Genomic DNA, 15,684 nt, shown 5'->3' with positions numbered 1-15,684 from the left:
CTGATAGGCCGGGTTACCAGTACTCATGTGATCTCCAGGGCGTTGAGGAAACCGGCCACATTGCGGCGGGTCTCGGCGACGCTGTCGCCGCCGAACTTCTCCGCCACCGCGTCCGCGAGGACCAGGGCCACCATCGCCTCGGCCACGATCCCGGCCGCCGGCACCGCGCACACGTCCGAGCGCTGGTGATGGGCCTCGGCGGGCTGCCCCGTGGTCACGTCGATGGTCTTCAGCGCCCGCGGCACGGTCGCGATCGGCTTCATCGCCGCCCGTACCCGCAGCAGCTCACCGGTGGACATGCCACCCTCGGTGCCGCCCGAGCGGCCCGACGTCCGGCGGACGCCCGCGGCACTCGGCACGATCTCGTCGTGCGCCCGCGAGCCCGGCACCCGGGCCAGGCCGAAGCCGTCACCGACCTCCACCCCCTTGATCGCCTGAATGCCCATCAGGGCAGCCGCCAGGCGGGCGTCCAGCCGCCGGTCCCAGTGCACATGCGAGCCCAGTCCCACGGGCACCCCGTGGGCCAGGACCTCCACCACACCGCCCAGGGTGTCGCCGTCCTTGTGTGCCTGGTCGATCTCCGCGACCATCGCCTTCGAGGCGTCCGCGTCCAGACAGCGCACCGGATCCGCGTCCAGCCGCCGCACGTCCGCCGGCGTGGGATGGCTCCCGTACGGGGCCCTGGCCGCGCCCAGTTCCACGACGTGGGAGACGATCTCGATCCCGGCGGTCTCCCTCAGATACGACCGGGCCACCGCGCCGAGCGCCACCCGCGCCGCCGTCTCCCGCGCCGAAGCGCGCTCCAGGACCGGCCGCGCCTCCTCCAGGGCGTACTTCTGCATCCCCGCCAGATCCGCGTGCCCCGGCCGGGGCCGGGTCAGCGGCGCGTTGCGGGCCAGGCTCGCCAGTTCCTCCGGGTCCACCGGGTCGGCCGCCATCACCTGTTCCCACTTGGGCCACTCGGTGTTCCCCACCATCACCGCCACCGGCGAACCCATGGTCAGACCGTGCCGCACCCCGCCCAGGAAGGTGACCTCGTCCCGCTCGAACTTCATCCGGGCGCCCCGCCCGTAACCCAGCCGGCGCCGCGCCAGCTCCTGCGCCACCACGCCGGTGGTGACCGGGACGCCGGCGGGCAGGCCCTCAAGGATGGCCACGAGTGCGGGTCCGTGCGATTCCCCCGCGGTCAGCCAGCGCAACCTGCTCATCGTTCCTCTGCTTTCGTCTCGTCGTCATGGCCGGCGGTTTCCGGTGCGGGACCGCCTGCCGCGCGTGCTCGTGCTCGTTCTCCGGCGGCCCGCATCGCGCCGAGCGGTGCCGCGCGGCATCCCGTGAACAGCTCGACCTGGCCGACGGCCTGATGGACCAGCAGGTCGAGGCCGCCCACGACCGCCCCGCCCGCCCGCTGCCAGGCGGCGGCCAGAGCGGTCGGCCACGGGTCGTACAGCACGTCGAAGAGCACCTCCGGCACCGACGGCACGGCGGTGGCCAGCTCGTCGGTGGCGCCGTGCGGGGTGGTGGCGATGACCAGATCGGCCCGCAGGCCCTCCGCCGCCCGTTCCCACGGGGCGGTGCGCACCGCCGTCCCCAGCCGTTCGCTCCAGTCGCGCATCTGAGCCGCTCGCGCCGCACCGCGCACATAGGCGGTCACCTCACCCGCGCACACCGTGCGCAGCGCTGCCAGCGCCGCGGAGGCGGTGGCTCCGGCGCCCAGCACGGTGGCGGTCTCCACCCGCCGCACACCGTGCTCGCGCAGGGCGGCGACCATGCCCGGGACATCGGTGTTGTCGCCGGTACGCCGCCCGTCCGGGTGGAGCAGAACGGTGTTCACCGCCTCCACCGAGGCGGCGCACTCGCTCACTTCGTCGAGGAGCGGGATCACTGCCCGCTTCAACGGCATCGTGAGCGACAGCCCTGCCCACTCCGGCCCCAGGGACAGGTCCGGGGAGAGGGAGTGCCCGATGGGCGAGCCGAGCACGGCGGCCCGGTGCCGCGTGTACGTCTGCATCAGCGGAACTCCGGGGTGATGTACTCGGTGAAGAGCCGTGCCATCTCCTGGTGGAAGCCGGGGAAGGTCTTCGCCACGCAGGACGGGTCGTCGAGCGTGAGCCGCACCCGCCCGGCCAGCCCCAGGACGGAGAACGCCATGGCGATCCGGTGGTCGCGGTAGCAGGCGATGCGGGCCGGCCGCAGCGGACCGGGATGGATGGTGACCGCGTCCTGCGTCTCGTCCACCTCGATCCCGCAGGCGCGCAGGTTGTGCGTCACCGCGGCGATACGGTCCGACTCCTTGAGCCGTGCGTGCGCCACACCACGGATGGTCAGCGGTGCGTCGGCGAGTGGGGCGAGGGCGGCGAGGGTCATGAAGGTGTCCGAGATGTCACCCATGTCGATGGTGAAGCCGCCGCGCAGCCGGCCGGTGCCGGTGACGGTTACGGAGCCCTCCGACACCTCCACCAGTGCTCCGAGCCGGCTCAGCACCTCCACGAACCGCAGATCGCCCTGGAGGCTGTGTACGCCGAGCCCGGGCAGCGTCACCTTGTGCTCGGTCGCCGCGGCCGCGGCGAAGACGTACGAGGCGGTGGAGGCGTCGGGCTCGATGACCAGGGCGGTCGGCCGGTAGCTTCCCGGGTGCACCTCGACCACGCCGTTGTCGGGTTCCTTGACGTCCGCACCGAAGCGGCGCATGAGGGACAGCGTCATGTCGAGGTAGGGGCGGCTGACCGAGTCGCGCAGGTCGGCCCGTACCGGACGCCGCATCAGCGGAGCGGCCATCAGCAGACCGCTGAGGAACTGGCTGCTCATCGAGGAGTCCACCCGCAGTGTGCCGCCCCCCAGGCCGGCCGCCCGCACGGTCAGCGGAAGGCGTCCCGCCGAGGGTGTCTCCACGTGGGCACCGAGGGCGGTCATGGCTTCGAGGAGAGGGCTCAGCGGCCGGGCCCGTAGCTGTTCGGAGCCGTCGAAGGTGAAGGTGCCCTCGCCCGCCGCGCTGAACGGAGGCAGGAAGCGGGCCGCGGTGCCGGCGTCCGCGCACCACACCTTCGCCGTTCCCACCGGGGCGCGCCCGATGCCGGTCACGTCCCAGTACTGGTCGCTCGGGCTGTTCTCGACGGCCACTCCGAGGTCACCGAGTGCCGCTTTGAAGGCCAGGGTGTCGTGGCTGATCAGCGGAGCCCACAGGGTGCTGGTGCCCCGTGCCGCCGCGGCGAGCAGCAGGGCTCTGGCGGTGATGCTCTTGGATCCGGGGATCCGCGCGGTCAGCGGGCGCAGCCGGGAGAGTTGCGTCGTCATGAACGGGTCGTCCTTTCCACAGCGGCTCGCGCCTCGGCGGCGATCGCCTCGGGGGTAAAGCCGAATTCACGGAAGAGCAGCGCGCCGTCGGCCGAGGCGCCGAACCGCTCCAGGGAGATCACGTGTCCCGCTTCGCCCGCGATGCGGTCCCAGCACATGCCGACACCGGCCTCGACGGTCACCCGGGCCCGTACGCCGGGCGGCAGCACCTGGTCGCGGTAGGCGCGGTCCTGCTCCATGAACCACTCCAGGCAGGGCATCGACACCACGCGGGTCGCGATGCCCTGCTCCTGCAGCAGCTCCCGCGCGGCGACCGCCAGGGACACCTCGGAGCCGGTGGCGATGAGCAGGGCCTGCGGAGTGCCGCCCTCGGCCTCAAGGAGGACGTAACCACCGCGCGACACCTGCTCGTTGGGCGGGTGTACGGGCAGGTTCTGCCGGGACAGTACGAGTCCGTGCGGGGCCGGATCCGTACGGTGCCTGCGGAGGATCTCCGCCCAGGCGGCAGCCGTCTCGTTCGCGTCCGCGGGCCGTACGACATTCAGGCCGGGTATCGCGCGCAGCGAGGCGAGCTGTTCGACCGGCTGGTGGGTGGGGCCGTCCTCGCCGAGCCCGATCGAGTCATGGGTCCACACATGGGTGACCGGAAGCCGCATCAGCGAGGCCAGCCGCACCGCGGGACGCATGTAGTCGGAGAAGGTCAGGAAGGTGCCGCCGTAGATGCGGGTCGCGCCGTGCAGCGCGATGCCGTTCATCACCGACGCCATGCCGTGTTCCCGGATCCCGAAGTGCACCGTGCGGCCGTACGGGTCCGCCTCCGGCAGCGGGTTGCCGACGGGCAGGAAAGAGGACGTGGCGTCGATGGTGGTGTTGTTGGATCCCGCGAGGTCGGCGGAGCCGCCCCACAGCTCCGGCAGCAGCGGCCCGAGGGCGGCAAGGACGGTGCCCGACGCCTTGCGGGTGGCCATGGCGGTGCCGGGTTCGAAGGTGGGGAGCTTGTTCTCCCATCCGGCCGGCAGCCGCCCCTGGGACATCCGCTCGTACTCCTCGGCCCGTGCGGGGTGGGCCTCCCGCCAGCGCGCGAACTCCTTGTCCCAGGCGGCGTGCGCGGCACGGCCGCGGTCGAGGGCCTTGCGGGTGTGGGCGCGTACGTCGTCCGGCAGTTGGAACGACCGGCCCGCATCGAGGCCGAGCATTTCCTTGGTGGCCGCGACCTCCGCCTCGCCGAGCGCGGCGCCGTGCGCCGCGGCGGTGCCCCGTGCGTGCGGGGCGGGCCAGGCGATGACCGAACGTGCGGCGATCAGCGAGGGCCGGTCCTTCTCCTCCCGGGCCGCGAGGAACGCCTCGTGCAGCGCACGGGGGTCCAGGTCCCCGTCGGGCTTCGGCTCCACTCGATGCACGTGCCAGCCGTAGGAGGCGTACCGCTGGACGACGTCCTCCGAGAAGGCGGTGCTGGTGTCGCCTTCGATCGAGATGTGGTTGTCGTCGTAGAGCACGACGAGATTGCCCAGCTTCTGGTGTCCCGCCAGGGAGGACGCCTCGGCGCACACCCCCTCCTGGAGGTCGCCGTCGCCCGCGACGACCCAGATGGTGTGGTCGAAGACGGAGGAGCCGGCCGGGGCGTCCGGGTCGTGGAGCCCCCGCTCGTAGCGGGTGGCCATGGCCATGCCCACGGCGTTGGCGACGCCCTGCCCCAGGGGTCCGGTGGTGGTCTCCACCCCAGGGGTGTGCCCGTGCTCCGGGTGCCCCGGAGTGCGGCTGCCCCAGCGGCGGAACGCCTTCAGATCGTCCAGGGTGAGTGGATAACCGGCCAGCATGAGCTGGACGTACAGCAGCAGGCTGGCATGGCCCGCCGAGAGTACGAAGCGGTCGCGTCCCGCCCAGGAGGGAGCGGCCGGATCGTGCCGCATGACCTTCTGGAACAGGACGTACGCGGCCGGGGCGAGACTCATCGCGGTTCCGGGGTGCCCGTGGCCGGCGTGCTGCACCGCGTCCATCGCCAGGGCGCGGGCGGTGTCCACGGCACGTTGGTCGAGCGTGCTCCATTCCTCGGAGCGTGGCATCGGCCACTGCGGTGCGGTCTGCTCTGGTGCCTGCATGGCGTCGTCCCTACAGAGGTCGGCGGCCTTGGAGGACCGCGGAAGGCTGACGTTGGGGCGCTGCGGAACAGCGCGGTCGAGGTGTGCGCAGGAGGTGGGTCCGGGTGTATGTCCCTGCCCGGTGCCGGACCTCGCTGCGAGGGGCGCGGGTGCTGCCGCGCTCCGGGGGTACCGGCGGCGAGGAGGCCGCCGGAGGGGCCACGCCGTTTCCCGGCCGCCGCTCAGAACTATGGAGGGCAACCTGGTCGCGGCCCAAGCTCAACTTCGAGAACTAGCGTGTGGCAGCTGATGTCTGGTGGGCTGCGGCGCATGGGCGTTGCCGGCCAGCGCGACGACCGCATGGGCGATCGAGGCAAGCGTGATGTGCCGGTGCCATCCGTTGAAGGAGCGTCCGGTGAAGTCCCGGATGCCCACCCGGCCCGCGATGCCGAGGGCGTCGTGGTCCACCCGGTCGGCAAGCCTGCGCAGCCTCACCAGGTAGTCCGTGGGCACCGTGGTGAGGTTGGACAGCCACAGCTCGGCCGGCCAGCGACCGCCGTCCTCCCCCATCCCCACGAGCACCAGCCCTCTGCGCTCCGAGGCAGGGGAGTTCCCCGTGAGCCGTGCGGGTCGCGCCGGGAATCCCACGCGGACGGCAGCGGCCAGGGCCCTGCGCCCCACCGGCTCCGGCGCGTGGCGCCACCCCGACACCGGACGCCGCATGTTCTTGGCCATGACCATGATCTCGTGTGCGCTGCGGATGCCCTGGCCCCGGCCGGGGACGACGGGGTCCGTCACCGTGAGCGGAGTGTTCGGGCCCACTCGCGCCAGGAGCGGCGTACGTGTGGTGGTGAGCCTCTCCAGGAGAGGTGCGTGCGCTTCGTCGAGGTCGAGAACGGTGGGGCGTACGGGAAGTCCCCATCCCATCGCGGTCTCCAGAGCCGCCTCGACCGAGCATTCCTCCATCGTTTCCGCGTTCATCTCGTCCGGAATGGCCGCCTGACTGCGCCGGGAGTCGTCCATGAGCCAGGAGGGAGGGAGGTGAAGGCGCCAGTTGACCGGTGCGCTCAGGTGTTCGGACGTCGCCCAGACACCGACGGCGCGTTGCGCGTTGACCGTTTGTCCCAGGGCCCGGGAGAAATGCCGGTCCACCCCTACGGAGTGCTGTCCCGCCTTGGGGATGATCACAGGCCGCACCACCCATGCCTCGGGAAGCAAGGCGCCGGCAAGGGCTCGGCGAATGGGTACCCAGTCCCAGGTGGAGTCGCAGATGAAGTGATGCAGGTTCTGTTCCGACACGTGCTCTCCGAGCAGTGCCGCGATGTTGCGGATCGACTTGCGCCCCTGGATCTCCAGCAGGCCGTTCAGGTACTGGATTCCCTTTCGGCGCTGGTCACTGCGGGTCAGAGAGGTGAAGACCCGGGAGGCGAGTTCGGCGAGAATCACGTCGCGGGACGCGGAACGAAGCGGAATCGGTATGTCGTGGACAGCATGCGCATCGTGCACATACACGTCAGTCATGGGGGGGTTCCTCACTGTTGCCCGGTGGCCGGACCGCTGGGGATTCGATCGCGGTGCGGTGTGTGTCCGACGGAGCGACGCCTTCGGGGCCAGGGTCAGGTGAGGCCCGGCCACCGCTGTGGTGCGGGCCCCGGCTCCAGGTGGCGGTAGAGGTAGGCGGCGGAGGCCAGCGTCATGTGGTGATGCCAGCCGGGGAAGGAGCGCCCCTCGAAGTCGAGGAGCCCCAGCTCGTTCTGGATGTCCCGGACGGCCGCATCGGTCACGGCCGTGCGGTGGGCGAGTGCGCGTACGGTGGCGGGCTGCGCGTCACGGAGCGAGGTGACCCAGAAGCGGGAGGGCCGCTTCCGGGCGGAGGAGACCTCCGCGACGAGCCGGTGGGCCTGGTGAGCGGTGGGCGCCGAGGGCCGGGAGGAGGGAATGCGGACCGTTGTCGAGTACATGTATGAGTGGCCCGGGTGGGCGGCGGGCGTTCGCGGGCAGCGGGCCTCCGCGAGAGCAGCCGCGTCACTGATGGCCACGGTGGCCATGGACGGGCGGGCCCCACGGAGCGGGACCGGGCTGAGCGGCTGGTGGGACGGCACCTCGACGACGAAGTCCCGTCCCCTTCGGGCGAGATGAGCGGCCAGCCGGGCGGCGCCATGGGCGTAGTCGTGGCCGAGCACCAACGGCGCGGCCTCGGCCACCCCCACGGCGGCGAACTGGTCGAGCATCTCCAGTACGAGCGCCCAGGCCGGCCGGGGCGCCACCTCGTGCGGGATCCGCGCCCGGCGGCGGCGTTCGGGATCGGCGCACCAGGTGTCGTCCAGGAGAAGACGCCAGGCGACCGGGAGGCTGCGCCGGCCGTCGGAGAGGAACAGGCCGATGCCGACCTGACAGTTCACCCGCCGGCCGGTCTCGGGAAGGAGGCGCGGGCGAAGGCCGACGGAGTGATTCCCCCGCTTGCGCAGCAGCACGGACTTTGCCGTCCACACGGCATCGGGCATCAACTCCACGGCTGACCGCGCGAGTTCCGCCTGCGCCGTCGTCCACTCCCAGGGGCTGGCGGTGATGAACTGCTGCAGCGCCTGCGGCGCACTGTCGGGCAGGGCCAGTGTCTGCGCCATCCGCCGGACCGTCTTGCGGCCCGGGGTGTACAGCAGCCCGCGCAGATAGGTGGCGGCCCAGCGGCGCTGGTCGCTGCGCGGGAGATGACCGAAGACCCGCTCGCTGTAGGCAGTCAGGCCTTCGTGGCTCCCGTGCCCCGCGCGGAGCGGTGCACCGAGGACGGCCGTGGCCTGTGCAGACATGACTGACTCCTTGATCGATGCTGGCCGACTGCGGCCGTCGGCGACACTAGAAACATAGCGATAGTTTTTATTTTTTTGAAGAGGACGGGAGGGTTCCGGATGCAACTTCGTCAAGTCGCCGTTGTGGACCGGCCGATGAGCGGTGGACTGTATGGGCGCCCAGTGAGTAGCGGAGAAAGGACGTCATGGCACAGCAGCAAAGGTCGGTGCTGACGCGACGCGCTCTGCTCGACGCCGCCGCGCGAGAGATCGGCGAACACGGCCCCAGCGGCGCGGCCATGCACCGCATCGCATGGGCGGCCGAGGTGTCGATGGGCGCGCTGACCTTCCACTTCCCCACGAAGGACCGCCTGGTGGCAGAGCTGGTGGAGCTCGGCCTCTCGCGGATCGCGGAGAAGGTGCAGGAAGTGGCCGAGCTGCCGGCCTCACCGCTACGCAGGGCCCGCATGCTCGTGTTCACCCTGATGGAACTGCTGCATCGCGATGCCGTCGTACGCGCGGCCGCCCGGCTCACCGAAGAGCTCCCCGGGGTCGACGGCTGGGCGCAGTCCTGGCTCCCGGTTGCCCGCGAGATGTTCCAGCACGCCGAGGAAAGCGGGCAGTTGAGATACGGCGTCACCCCGGAAGCGGTGACCGAGATGGCTCTTTACATCGTCTCCGGGGCGGAGGTGCGCGCCCGCGGCCATGAGCTCCACCGGGAGGACATGGCGGCCGCCAGAACGCGGTTCACCCAGGTCTGCGATCTGCTGCTCTACGGCGTCTCGGCTGTTCAGCCGACCGGACCGGCCTGAATCGGGGACGGATCCCCGGCCGGATCCGCGCGTCCGCACCGGATCCGGGTGTAGCGAAAAAACATAAGAAGGATTATATTTATCTTGGTTCGACAGGGACGATGGAGAGCCGCACGCGCCCGGAAGGGCCCGTGCGGGCTCCGTGCCCCGAGGGGAACGGAATCATCTTGCGGGCGGGGGCCGATGCGATGCCGGCCTCCGCAGACCAGGGGGAGGCGGAACTCGGCATGAGCAGAGGAACGGGTTTGCTGCAGGACAGAGTTGTGATGATCACCGGAGCGTCCAGCGGAATCGGCGCGGCGGCCGGGCGCGTGTTCGCCGCCGAGGGCGCGGCCGTGGTGCTCATGGCCCGGCGCGAAGAGCGGCTGCACGACCTGGCCGCGAAGATAACCGCGGACGGCGGCCGGGCCATGGCGGTGGCAGGAGATGTGACCCGGGAGAGCGACGTCGAACGCGCCGTCGCCCAGGCGGTGTCACGGTTCGGCGGACTCGACGGGGCCTTCAACAACGCCGGATGCGCGGCGGCCGGCCGTCTGCTGCACGAGACGGACGCCGCGGTCTTCGACGAGATCATGGACGTCAATGTCCGCGGCGTGTGGAACTGCCTGCGCCACCAGATCCCGGCCATGCTCGGCTCCGGCCGCCCGGCGGCGATTGTGAACACCTCAAGCGTGGCGGGGGTGCTGGCCACGGGGGCGTCCTCCGCCTATGTGGCAGCCAAGCACGCGGTGCTGGGGCTGACCCGGGCGGCTGCGGCCGAGTACGGCCGGGGCGGGGTACGGGTGAACGCCTTGGTGGTGGGCAGCACGCGGACCGAGATGATGGACCAGGTGCTGACGGGTACTCCTTCACTGGAGGAAGAGTTCGTCGGGCGTTCGGTCCAGAAGCGGATGGCCGAGCCGGAGGAGATCGCCCGGAGCGCGGCCTGGCTCTGCAGCGATCAGGCGTCCTTCGTCACGGGTGTCGCGATGCCCGTCGACGGCGGCTGGACCGCCGCCTGACGCCAGTACGGCCAAAGCTCACAGGGCAGCCCACTCCGGAATCGGAGTGGGCTGCCCCGTCTGTGCCGGGCCTGCGCGAACGGCGCGCCGGGGCCGAAGTGCCGGACACGCCCAGGGGCGTGTCCGGCGGATCAGGCCCGCACCGGCACGGCGACGCTTCCCCTGACCGGAGAGGGAATGATCTCGATGCCGGCCTGCGCGGAGGGGAGGTATCGGTGGCCCGGCTCCCGGGCGAGCTTCACCGTGGCGGAGAAGTGCTCGACACCGTTCTGTCGCAGGGAGATCACGGTACGGCGGTGACCGTCCGGGCCGAGCTGCGGCAGCTGCGCCTCGATCCAGCAGGGCGCGTCGAGTTCGACGTAGCGGAAGAAAGAGGTCTCCATGGCCATGACGGGCAGGGGACGAGGAGCGGGAAGCATCCGGGCGGCCTGGCGGGCCGCCTCCAGGAGGAGAATGCCCGGCGCGTGGTCGAGCGGGTGGTCGAAGAAGAGAGGGTGCGTGGTGTCCACCCGCAGCCTCCAGCGCGTGTCGTTGCCCGCAGGGCTGAGCACCACATCGCGGTGTCTCGCGCGCCGCAGGGCGAACGGAGATATCGGAGCGGCGGGGGAGGCCGGCAGAGCGGTGACGTCCTCGGGGGTTCCGCGACCCGCCCGCAGCCGCTGGTAGACGGCAGGAGCCTGAACGGTCAACCGTGTGGTGCACTGGGCGAGCAGGTCGGCGCCCTGCACCACGGAGACGAGCAGGGTCAGCGCAGCTGCCCGCGTGCCTCGACGGGTTAAGTCCAGGCAGGTGACATGGAGTTCGAGCGGCCCGGAGCGATCCTTCGGGGCAAGCGCCTCAGGGGTGAGCTCATAGCTGAAGGTGTCCCAGAGCAGATGATGGCCCATGGGGACGGCGTACGCGCCGTGGCACAGCAGCGGGAGCGACTGGCGCACCGTCTCGGTGAGCAACAGCGGATCGAGGGCGGTCCGCCCGGTGGCGTAGCACCCATGGACCTTGGGCCAGTGGGCCGAGGCGACAAAGCCGTCGTTCCCGTCGGGCCGCCAGCCCGTCAGGAGAACCTCGGCCGGATTGGCCTTGTGGACGAGCTGCCTGGCCACGAAGGCAGGGCGCTGCGCGAGGGCGGCGTGGATGGCTGTGCTTGGCATGAATACTCCCGGACAGAGGGACGGATACAAGCGCACACGGAACTTCTCGCGCACACGCTTCGAAGCGTGCGGACCAACGCGGACACACGGAGAAGCAGGAACAGGCGCACCCGCCTGGACGGCCGGGGCACTGAGAGATAAAATAAGATTCATTCTTTTTTTTGTCCAGGCTTTACCGGCTCATAGGACCGGCCTTAACAAGCCAAGATCGGAGGGCCGTCATGGCACGACAGATGCAGGAGCGCGCGCTGCGCACGCGCGAAGTGCTGCTGCGGGCGGCAGCAGAGGAGTTCGACGCGTCCGGGTTCGCCGGAACGGGGATCAACAAGATCCTGCGACGCGCCGGGGTGACCGCAGGCGCGCTGTACTTCCACTTCGAGTCGAAGGAGGGCCTCGCCAAGGCGGTCATGCAGGCGCAGCCCCAGACCATCGAGCCGCATCTCGACTCCCGGGGGCTGCAAAGGCTCGTGGACATCACCCTGGTGTGGTCACGGCGGCTTCTGGAGGACCCGCTGCTGCGGGCCGGCGTACGCCTCTCGGTGGAGCAGGGCAGCTTCGGCATGCAGGACGCCACGGCCTTCCTGGAGTGGCGGAACATCATGGAGGAGTGCCTCCGCGACGCCCTCGACGACGGTGAGCTGCTGCCCGCGGTCGACCCGGCATGGGTGGCGGAGTTCGTCGTCAGCGCGTGTACGGGCGTGCAGTTGTACGCCCAGCTGGTGAACGGCCGGGCGGACCTGCCGGAGCGCACGGTGGAGATGTGGCGGCTGCTGCTCCCGGGGATCGCCACCCCCGGAGCCCTGACCCGTATCGATCTCACCCCGGTGCACAGCAGGTCCTGACCCGGACCGCCGTCTACGACGCCGCCGCGCACCACGCGTACGACGTCATGCCTCCGCGACCGCCTTCGGCAGCGCGAGGAGCTGCGGTGCCTCCCGGCTCCAGGGAAATCCGCGGTGCAGCTGGAGCGCGGACGGCACCCCGGAGTCGGCGAGCAGTGCCACGGCCGCCAGCACACCGGGCGCCGGCTCCAGTTCCAGAAATCGCCATGGCAGCGCCTCCTCGTCCTCGGGCGGCCGAAATCCCAGGACGCCCCGTTTCTCGTCCAGAGTGAAGGAGAAGCTGTCGAAGGGCAGTCCGAGTCCCAGGCCTCGCGCTTTGGAGTACGCCTCCTTCAGCGTCCACAGCCGCAGCGTCCGGCAGTCCCGGCTGCGGCCCGGCGCGGCTCGCGCCACCCATTCCCGCTCGTCCCGCGCAAAGGTCTCAATGATCGCGTCGAGCCCCTGCTCACCGCGGTCGACCCGTTCCACATCCACCCCGATCCGGTGACGGCGCACCACACCGAGCAGGTTGTGGCCCTGGGCATGGGACAGGTTGAAGTCCAGCTCCGGTCCGCCGCGTGGCAGTCCTTCGGCCGGCCTCTGCAGGAAGGGCCGCCCCCGTGAGGAGCGCCAGATCACGGCTTCCGCCTCGGGCATGCCGCTCTCCAGAGCCAGTACGCGTCGTACGAGCGCGTGGGCGACCAGGTACTGGCGCCGGTCGCACTCGAACAGGAACCGGCTCGCGATCTTCTGCTCGTGTTCGTCCAGCCAGTGCCTGGCCAGGGTGGTCGCGAGTGCGGAATCGAGCTCGTCATTGGAGCAGAACCACAGCTTGACGGGTTCGGGCCGACCCTGTCCCGGCTCATCGGAAGGAGCACCGGGGACGCCGTCGGAACCGGCCGGCCGGCCGCTGTCCGGGACCTGCCCGGGAGCCGGGCCGGGATGCGTCGCGTTCTCCAGCGCCACAAGGAGCTCTACGGCCCGCCGTCGGTCCAGGAGACCGGCCTTGAACCGGATGAGTATGTCTCGTTCGTCCATTGTTTCCGCCCATTCACACCCGTCGAGGCAGTCGCGTGAGCGCCTCTTCGACGGAGAGTCGGTCCGCCTGCACCGCGTCGAGCAGTGCCTCCAGCTCGATGGCGCCGCCGGTCCCGGCCGGGACCGGCGGCGGCGCGGCTGTCTTGGTGAGGTGAGCGATGTGCACGGCCATGGCGGCGAGGTTCGGGTGGTCGTACAGGGCGACGGCACGCTCGTTCATGCCATGGGCGAGGTTGATGGCCGCTACGAACTGCGCCCCGCGGATGGAGTCCACGCCCAGGAGGTTGAAGGGGGCCGAGGAGTCGATGTCCTCCGGAGCGCAGTGCAGGATGCCCGCCAGCTGCTTGCACAGCAGGTCGAGCACGTCCTGCGCGGCGGGCTCCAGCGGAGTGGGCGAGGAGACCGGGACCGGCGCCGGGGCCGGCAAGGTCTCGGTCTCCTGTGCCACATGACCGGCGAGGGCCAGCGGAGTCGGGTGCTCGAACAGTGAGGTGACCTTGACCTCGCCGCCCCAGCGGGCGTTCACCAGGGATACGAACTTCACGGTCAGTACGGATCCGACCCCCAGCGACCGAAAGGTCTGCCCGGGGTCGATCTGCTCGGGCCGCAGCCGCAGCAGACCGGCAAGCATCTCCACGAGCTCGGTCAGCGGGGCGGGCGGCGGTGCGTCGGCGGCCGCCCCGGGGAGGGTCTGATGTTCATGGGACATGGGCTGGCTCCAGAGTGTCCGTCCCGGCCGGCCGACCAGGGAGTGTCACGGATGCGTCCAAGTGGTCCGGGTGGGGGAATCTCTGCCGCGCCTATCCGACGCGTACGGCTGCCACCTCCTGGAGGAGCGAGGCGATGAGGCCCGGGCCGTCCTGGGTCAGTACGGATTCGGCGTGGAACTGTGTGGAGGCGAAGCCGGGGCCCCGCAGGCCGTGGACCTCACCGGTCGCCGGGTCGTGACTGACCTGTACGGGCCCGTACTCGGGATGCTCGAAGTCGCCGTGTTCGGCATGGGCGGCAAAGGTGTTGTAGAAGCCCACCCGGGCGCGCTCGCCGAACCAGTCGATCTCGTGCTGGACCCCCTGATTGGGCACCGGCCGGCGACGCAGCGGCAGGCCCAGGAGGGTGCTGAGCACCTGATGGCTCAGGCACACGGCCAGGAAGGGCCGGCGCTCCCGAAGCAGTGCGGTGACCGCGCCCCGCAGATGGGCGATCTTGGGGTGGCCCGTCTCCCGCGGGTCCCCCGGACCGGGACCCATGATGACCAGGTCGTGCCGGTCGAAGTCGTACGTCTCGTCGAAACGCCGCACCGTCACTTCGCAGCCGAGGGACCGGACCTGGTGGGCGATCATCTCGGTGAAGGTGTCCTCCGCGTCCACCACCAGGACCTTGCGTCCCGCCAAGGGGTGCTCCGGAGCGGCCGGAGCGGCCGGGTCACGCAGCCAGAAATCGGCGATCTTGTCGTTCCGCCGGTCGAGCGCCTCGCGGACCGAAGGGTGCGACCCGAAACGGACGGGCTCGGCCGCACCGAGTGCCGCGAGCAGTCCGGATGCCTTGGCCCGTGTCTCGCGTACCTCGGACTCCGGATCCGAGTGGCGCACCAGAGTCGCTCCCACCCCGATGCTCATCCGCCCCGAGGAATCGATGTCGGCGGTACGGATGAGGATCGAGGAGTCGAGTGTGCGGCCTCCCGCCGCGTCACGGCCGATCAGGGCGGCCACTCCGCTGTAGTAGCCGCGGCCGACGGGCTCGTACCGGTGGATCACCCTGGCGGCGTTCTCCAGCGGGGAGCCGGTCACGGTCGGGGCGAACAGCGTCTTGCGCAGAATGTCGCGGACGTCCAGGTCGGTCGTGCCCTCGATGAAGTACTCGGTGTGCGCCAGGCGGGCCATCTCCTTGAGATACGGGCCCACCAGGCGGGCGCCCGACGGACAGATCCGGCCCATCATCTTCAGTTCCTCGTCGACGACCATGTAGAGCTCGTCGGCCTCCTTCTGGTCCGCGAGGAACTCCATGACGCCGTCGAGCGTGGGACCGCCTGCGGGGTACCGGTAGGTCCCGCTGATCGGGTTCATGACGGCCACCCCGTCATGCACGCTGATGTGCCGTTCCGGCGTGGCACCCACGAAGGTCCGGCCGCCCGTGTGCACCAGGAAGGTCCAGTACGCGCCGGCCTCGCGCTCCAGGAGCCGCCGGAAGACGGACAGGGCCACCTGCCGGGAGAAGTCGGGCAGCTGCGCGGTGAAGGAGCGCTTGATCACGAAGTTGGCGCCGGCCCCGGTGCCGATCTCGGAGGCGATCACCCGGCGGACGATGTCGGCGTAGTCGTCGTCCGACACGTCGAACTGTCCATCGGTGAACTTGACCGGTTCTCCCGGGAGATGGGACAGGTTCGCACTGAGCGGCACCGCGGCATGCTCGCGCACGGCCATGGAGAGCAGTGACTCCCCGTCGTCGCGGGCCTGGAAGCCCCGCTCGGTGATCTGCCCGTACGGCACGAGGACCAGCAGGTCGTGTCCCGCGCCCGGCACCGGGTCCGGGGGGAGCGGCAGGTCCTTGAGGACGGCGACCTCCGTCACCTCGCCGAGGAGGATCTCCAGGGTGTCCGCCCCGGCCTGTTCCGGCCGGTGCAGCAGCGCGAATTCCTCCGCGCTGCCGTCGAGGATCCGTGCCAGGAGCTCGGGAACTTCATTCGGCGATGTCATGGTGTTCCCCCTTGAG

At 70.7% G+C, this 15,684-nt stretch carries 13 protein-coding genes; 3 read left to right on the top strand and 10 right to left on the bottom strand.

The window, feature by feature from the left end; genetic code table 11:
• Window positions 1–23 precede the first annotated feature (23 nt).
• The 6 genes from aroC to J7E91_RS29060 all read right to left on the bottom strand — a co-directional run bounded on the left by aroC (window position 24) and on the right by J7E91_RS29060 (window position 8,176).
• Complete coding sequence (gene aroC / locus J7E91_RS29085) at window positions 24–1,208, bottom strand: chorismate synthase (protein ID WP_214909639.1); 1,185 nt, start codon at window positions 1,206–1,208, stop codon at window positions 24–26.
• Entirely contained in the window at window positions 1,205–2,008 is an 804-nt protein-coding gene (locus tag J7E91_RS29080; RefSeq protein WP_214909637.1) for a shikimate dehydrogenase, read from the bottom strand. Before J7E91_RS29080 ends, aroC begins: the two co-directional genes overlap by 4 nt.
• A complete protein-coding gene (aroA, locus tag J7E91_RS29075; protein ID WP_214909636.1) occupies window positions 2,008–3,291 on the bottom strand; it encodes a 3-phosphoshikimate 1-carboxyvinyltransferase in 1,284 nt (427 codons plus the stop codon). Before aroA ends, J7E91_RS29080 begins: the two co-directional genes overlap by 1 nt.
• Window positions 3,288–5,390, bottom strand: a complete 2,103-nt coding sequence (tkt, locus tag J7E91_RS29070; protein WP_251016419.1) for a transketolase — start codon at window positions 5,388–5,390, stop codon at window positions 3,288–3,290. Before tkt ends, aroA begins: the two co-directional genes overlap by 4 nt.
• A gap of 258 nt (window positions 5,391–5,648) precedes the next feature.
• Window positions 5,649–6,890 carry a transposase gene (locus J7E91_RS29065; protein ID WP_251016418.1) on the bottom strand — a complete coding sequence of 414 codons (1,242 nt, stop codon included), beginning with the start codon at window positions 6,888–6,890 and terminating at the stop codon, window positions 5,649–5,651.
• A 95-nt stretch (window positions 6,891–6,985) separates the two neighbouring features.
• Window positions 6,986–8,176 carry a transposase gene (locus J7E91_RS29060; RefSeq protein ID WP_214909635.1) on the bottom strand — a complete coding sequence of 397 codons (1,191 nt, stop codon included), beginning with the start codon at window positions 8,174–8,176 and terminating at the stop codon, window positions 6,986–6,988.
• Window positions 8,177–8,361: 185 nt separating this feature from the next.
• Between J7E91_RS29060 and J7E91_RS29055 the strand changes: the two genes are divergently transcribed.
• On the top strand, window positions 8,362–8,967 hold the full coding sequence (locus J7E91_RS29055) for a TetR/AcrR family transcriptional regulator (protein ID WP_214909634.1): 606 nt from the start codon (window positions 8,362–8,364) through the stop codon (window positions 8,965–8,967).
• A 227-nt stretch (window positions 8,968–9,194) separates the two neighbouring features.
• Entirely contained in the window at window positions 9,195–9,968 is a 774-nt protein-coding gene (locus J7E91_RS29050) for an SDR family NAD(P)-dependent oxidoreductase (protein ID WP_214909633.1), read from the top strand.
• Between the two features lie 131 nt (window positions 9,969–10,099).
• Here J7E91_RS29050 and J7E91_RS29045 read toward each other — a convergent pair whose 3' ends face one another.
• Window positions 10,100–11,116 (bottom strand): ScbA/BarX family gamma-butyrolactone biosynthesis protein, encoded by a 1,017-nt coding sequence (locus J7E91_RS29045; protein ID WP_214909632.1) that lies wholly within the window; start codon window positions 11,114–11,116, stop codon window positions 10,100–10,102.
• Between the two features lie 221 nt (window positions 11,117–11,337).
• Between J7E91_RS29045 and J7E91_RS29040 the strand changes: the two genes are divergently transcribed.
• Window positions 11,338–11,958 (top strand): ScbR family autoregulator-binding transcription factor, encoded by a 621-nt coding sequence (locus J7E91_RS29040; protein ID WP_214909631.1) that lies wholly within the window; start codon window positions 11,338–11,340, stop codon window positions 11,956–11,958.
• 45 nt (window positions 11,959–12,003) lie between these two features.
• Here J7E91_RS29040 and J7E91_RS29035 read toward each other — a convergent pair whose 3' ends face one another.
• The 3 genes from J7E91_RS29035 to J7E91_RS29025 form a co-directional block, all read right to left on the bottom strand.
• Entirely contained in the window at window positions 12,004–12,975 is a 972-nt protein-coding gene (locus J7E91_RS29035) for a 4'-phosphopantetheinyl transferase superfamily protein (protein WP_214909629.1), read from the bottom strand.
• A 13-nt stretch (window positions 12,976–12,988) separates the two neighbouring features.
• Complete coding sequence (locus tag J7E91_RS29030; protein ID WP_214909628.1) at window positions 12,989–13,684, bottom strand: acyl carrier protein; 696 nt, start codon at window positions 13,682–13,684, stop codon at window positions 12,989–12,991.
• Window positions 13,685–13,775: 91 nt separating this feature from the next.
• The gene (locus tag J7E91_RS29025; RefSeq protein WP_214909627.1) at window positions 13,776–15,668 is read right to left on the bottom strand and encodes an anthranilate synthase family protein; all 1,893 of its coding nucleotides are present in this window, start codon (window positions 15,666–15,668) and stop codon (window positions 13,776–13,778) included.
• Between the last annotated feature and the right edge of the window lie 16 nt (window positions 15,669–15,684).

Origin of the sequence: Streptomyces sp. ISL-99 (assembly GCF_018614005.1) — a bacterium.
Lineage (GTDB): Bacteria > Actinomycetota > Actinomycetes > Streptomycetales > Streptomycetaceae > Streptomyces > Streptomyces flavidovirens.
The sequence above is the reverse complement of the archived record's forward strand: the minus strand, read 5'-3'. Positions and strand labels throughout refer to the sequence as shown.

Coding starts and splice junctions, on each gene's coding strand:
- aroC (WP_214909639.1), bottom strand. CDS start 1,208: ATGAGCAGGTTGCGCTGGCTGACCGCGGGGGAATCGCACGGACCCGCA.
- J7E91_RS29080 (WP_214909637.1), bottom strand. CDS start 2,008: ATGCAGACGTACACGCGGCACCGGGCCGCCGTGCTCGGCTCGCCCATC.
- aroA (WP_214909636.1), bottom strand. CDS start 3,291: ATGACGACGCAACTCTCCCGGCTGCGCCCGCTGACCGCGCGGATCCCC.
- tkt (WP_251016419.1), bottom strand. CDS start 5,390: ATGCAGGCACCAGAGCAGACCGCACCGCAGTGGCCGATGCCACGCTCC.
- J7E91_RS29065 (WP_251016418.1), bottom strand. CDS start 6,890: ATGACTGACGTGTATGTGCACGATGCGCATGCTGTCCACGACATACCG.
- J7E91_RS29060 (WP_214909635.1), bottom strand. CDS start 8,176: ATGTCTGCACAGGCCACGGCCGTCCTCGGTGCACCGCTCCGCGCGGGG.
- J7E91_RS29055 (WP_214909634.1), top strand. CDS start 8,362: ATGGCACAGCAGCAAAGGTCGGTGCTGACGCGACGCGCTCTGCTCGAC.
- J7E91_RS29050 (WP_214909633.1), top strand. CDS start 9,195: ATGAGCAGAGGAACGGGTTTGCTGCAGGACAGAGTTGTGATGATCACC.
- J7E91_RS29045 (WP_214909632.1), bottom strand. CDS start 11,116: ATGCCAAGCACAGCCATCCACGCCGCCCTCGCGCAGCGCCCTGCCTTC.
- J7E91_RS29040 (WP_214909631.1), top strand. CDS start 11,338: ATGGCACGACAGATGCAGGAGCGCGCGCTGCGCACGCGCGAAGTGCTG.
- J7E91_RS29035 (WP_214909629.1), bottom strand. CDS start 12,975: ATGGACGAACGAGACATACTCATCCGGTTCAAGGCCGGTCTCCTGGAC.
- J7E91_RS29030 (WP_214909628.1), bottom strand. CDS start 13,684: ATGTCCCATGAACATCAGACCCTCCCCGGGGCGGCCGCCGACGCACCG.
- J7E91_RS29025 (WP_214909627.1), bottom strand. CDS start 15,668: ATGACATCGCCGAATGAAGTTCCCGAGCTCCTGGCACGGATCCTCGAC.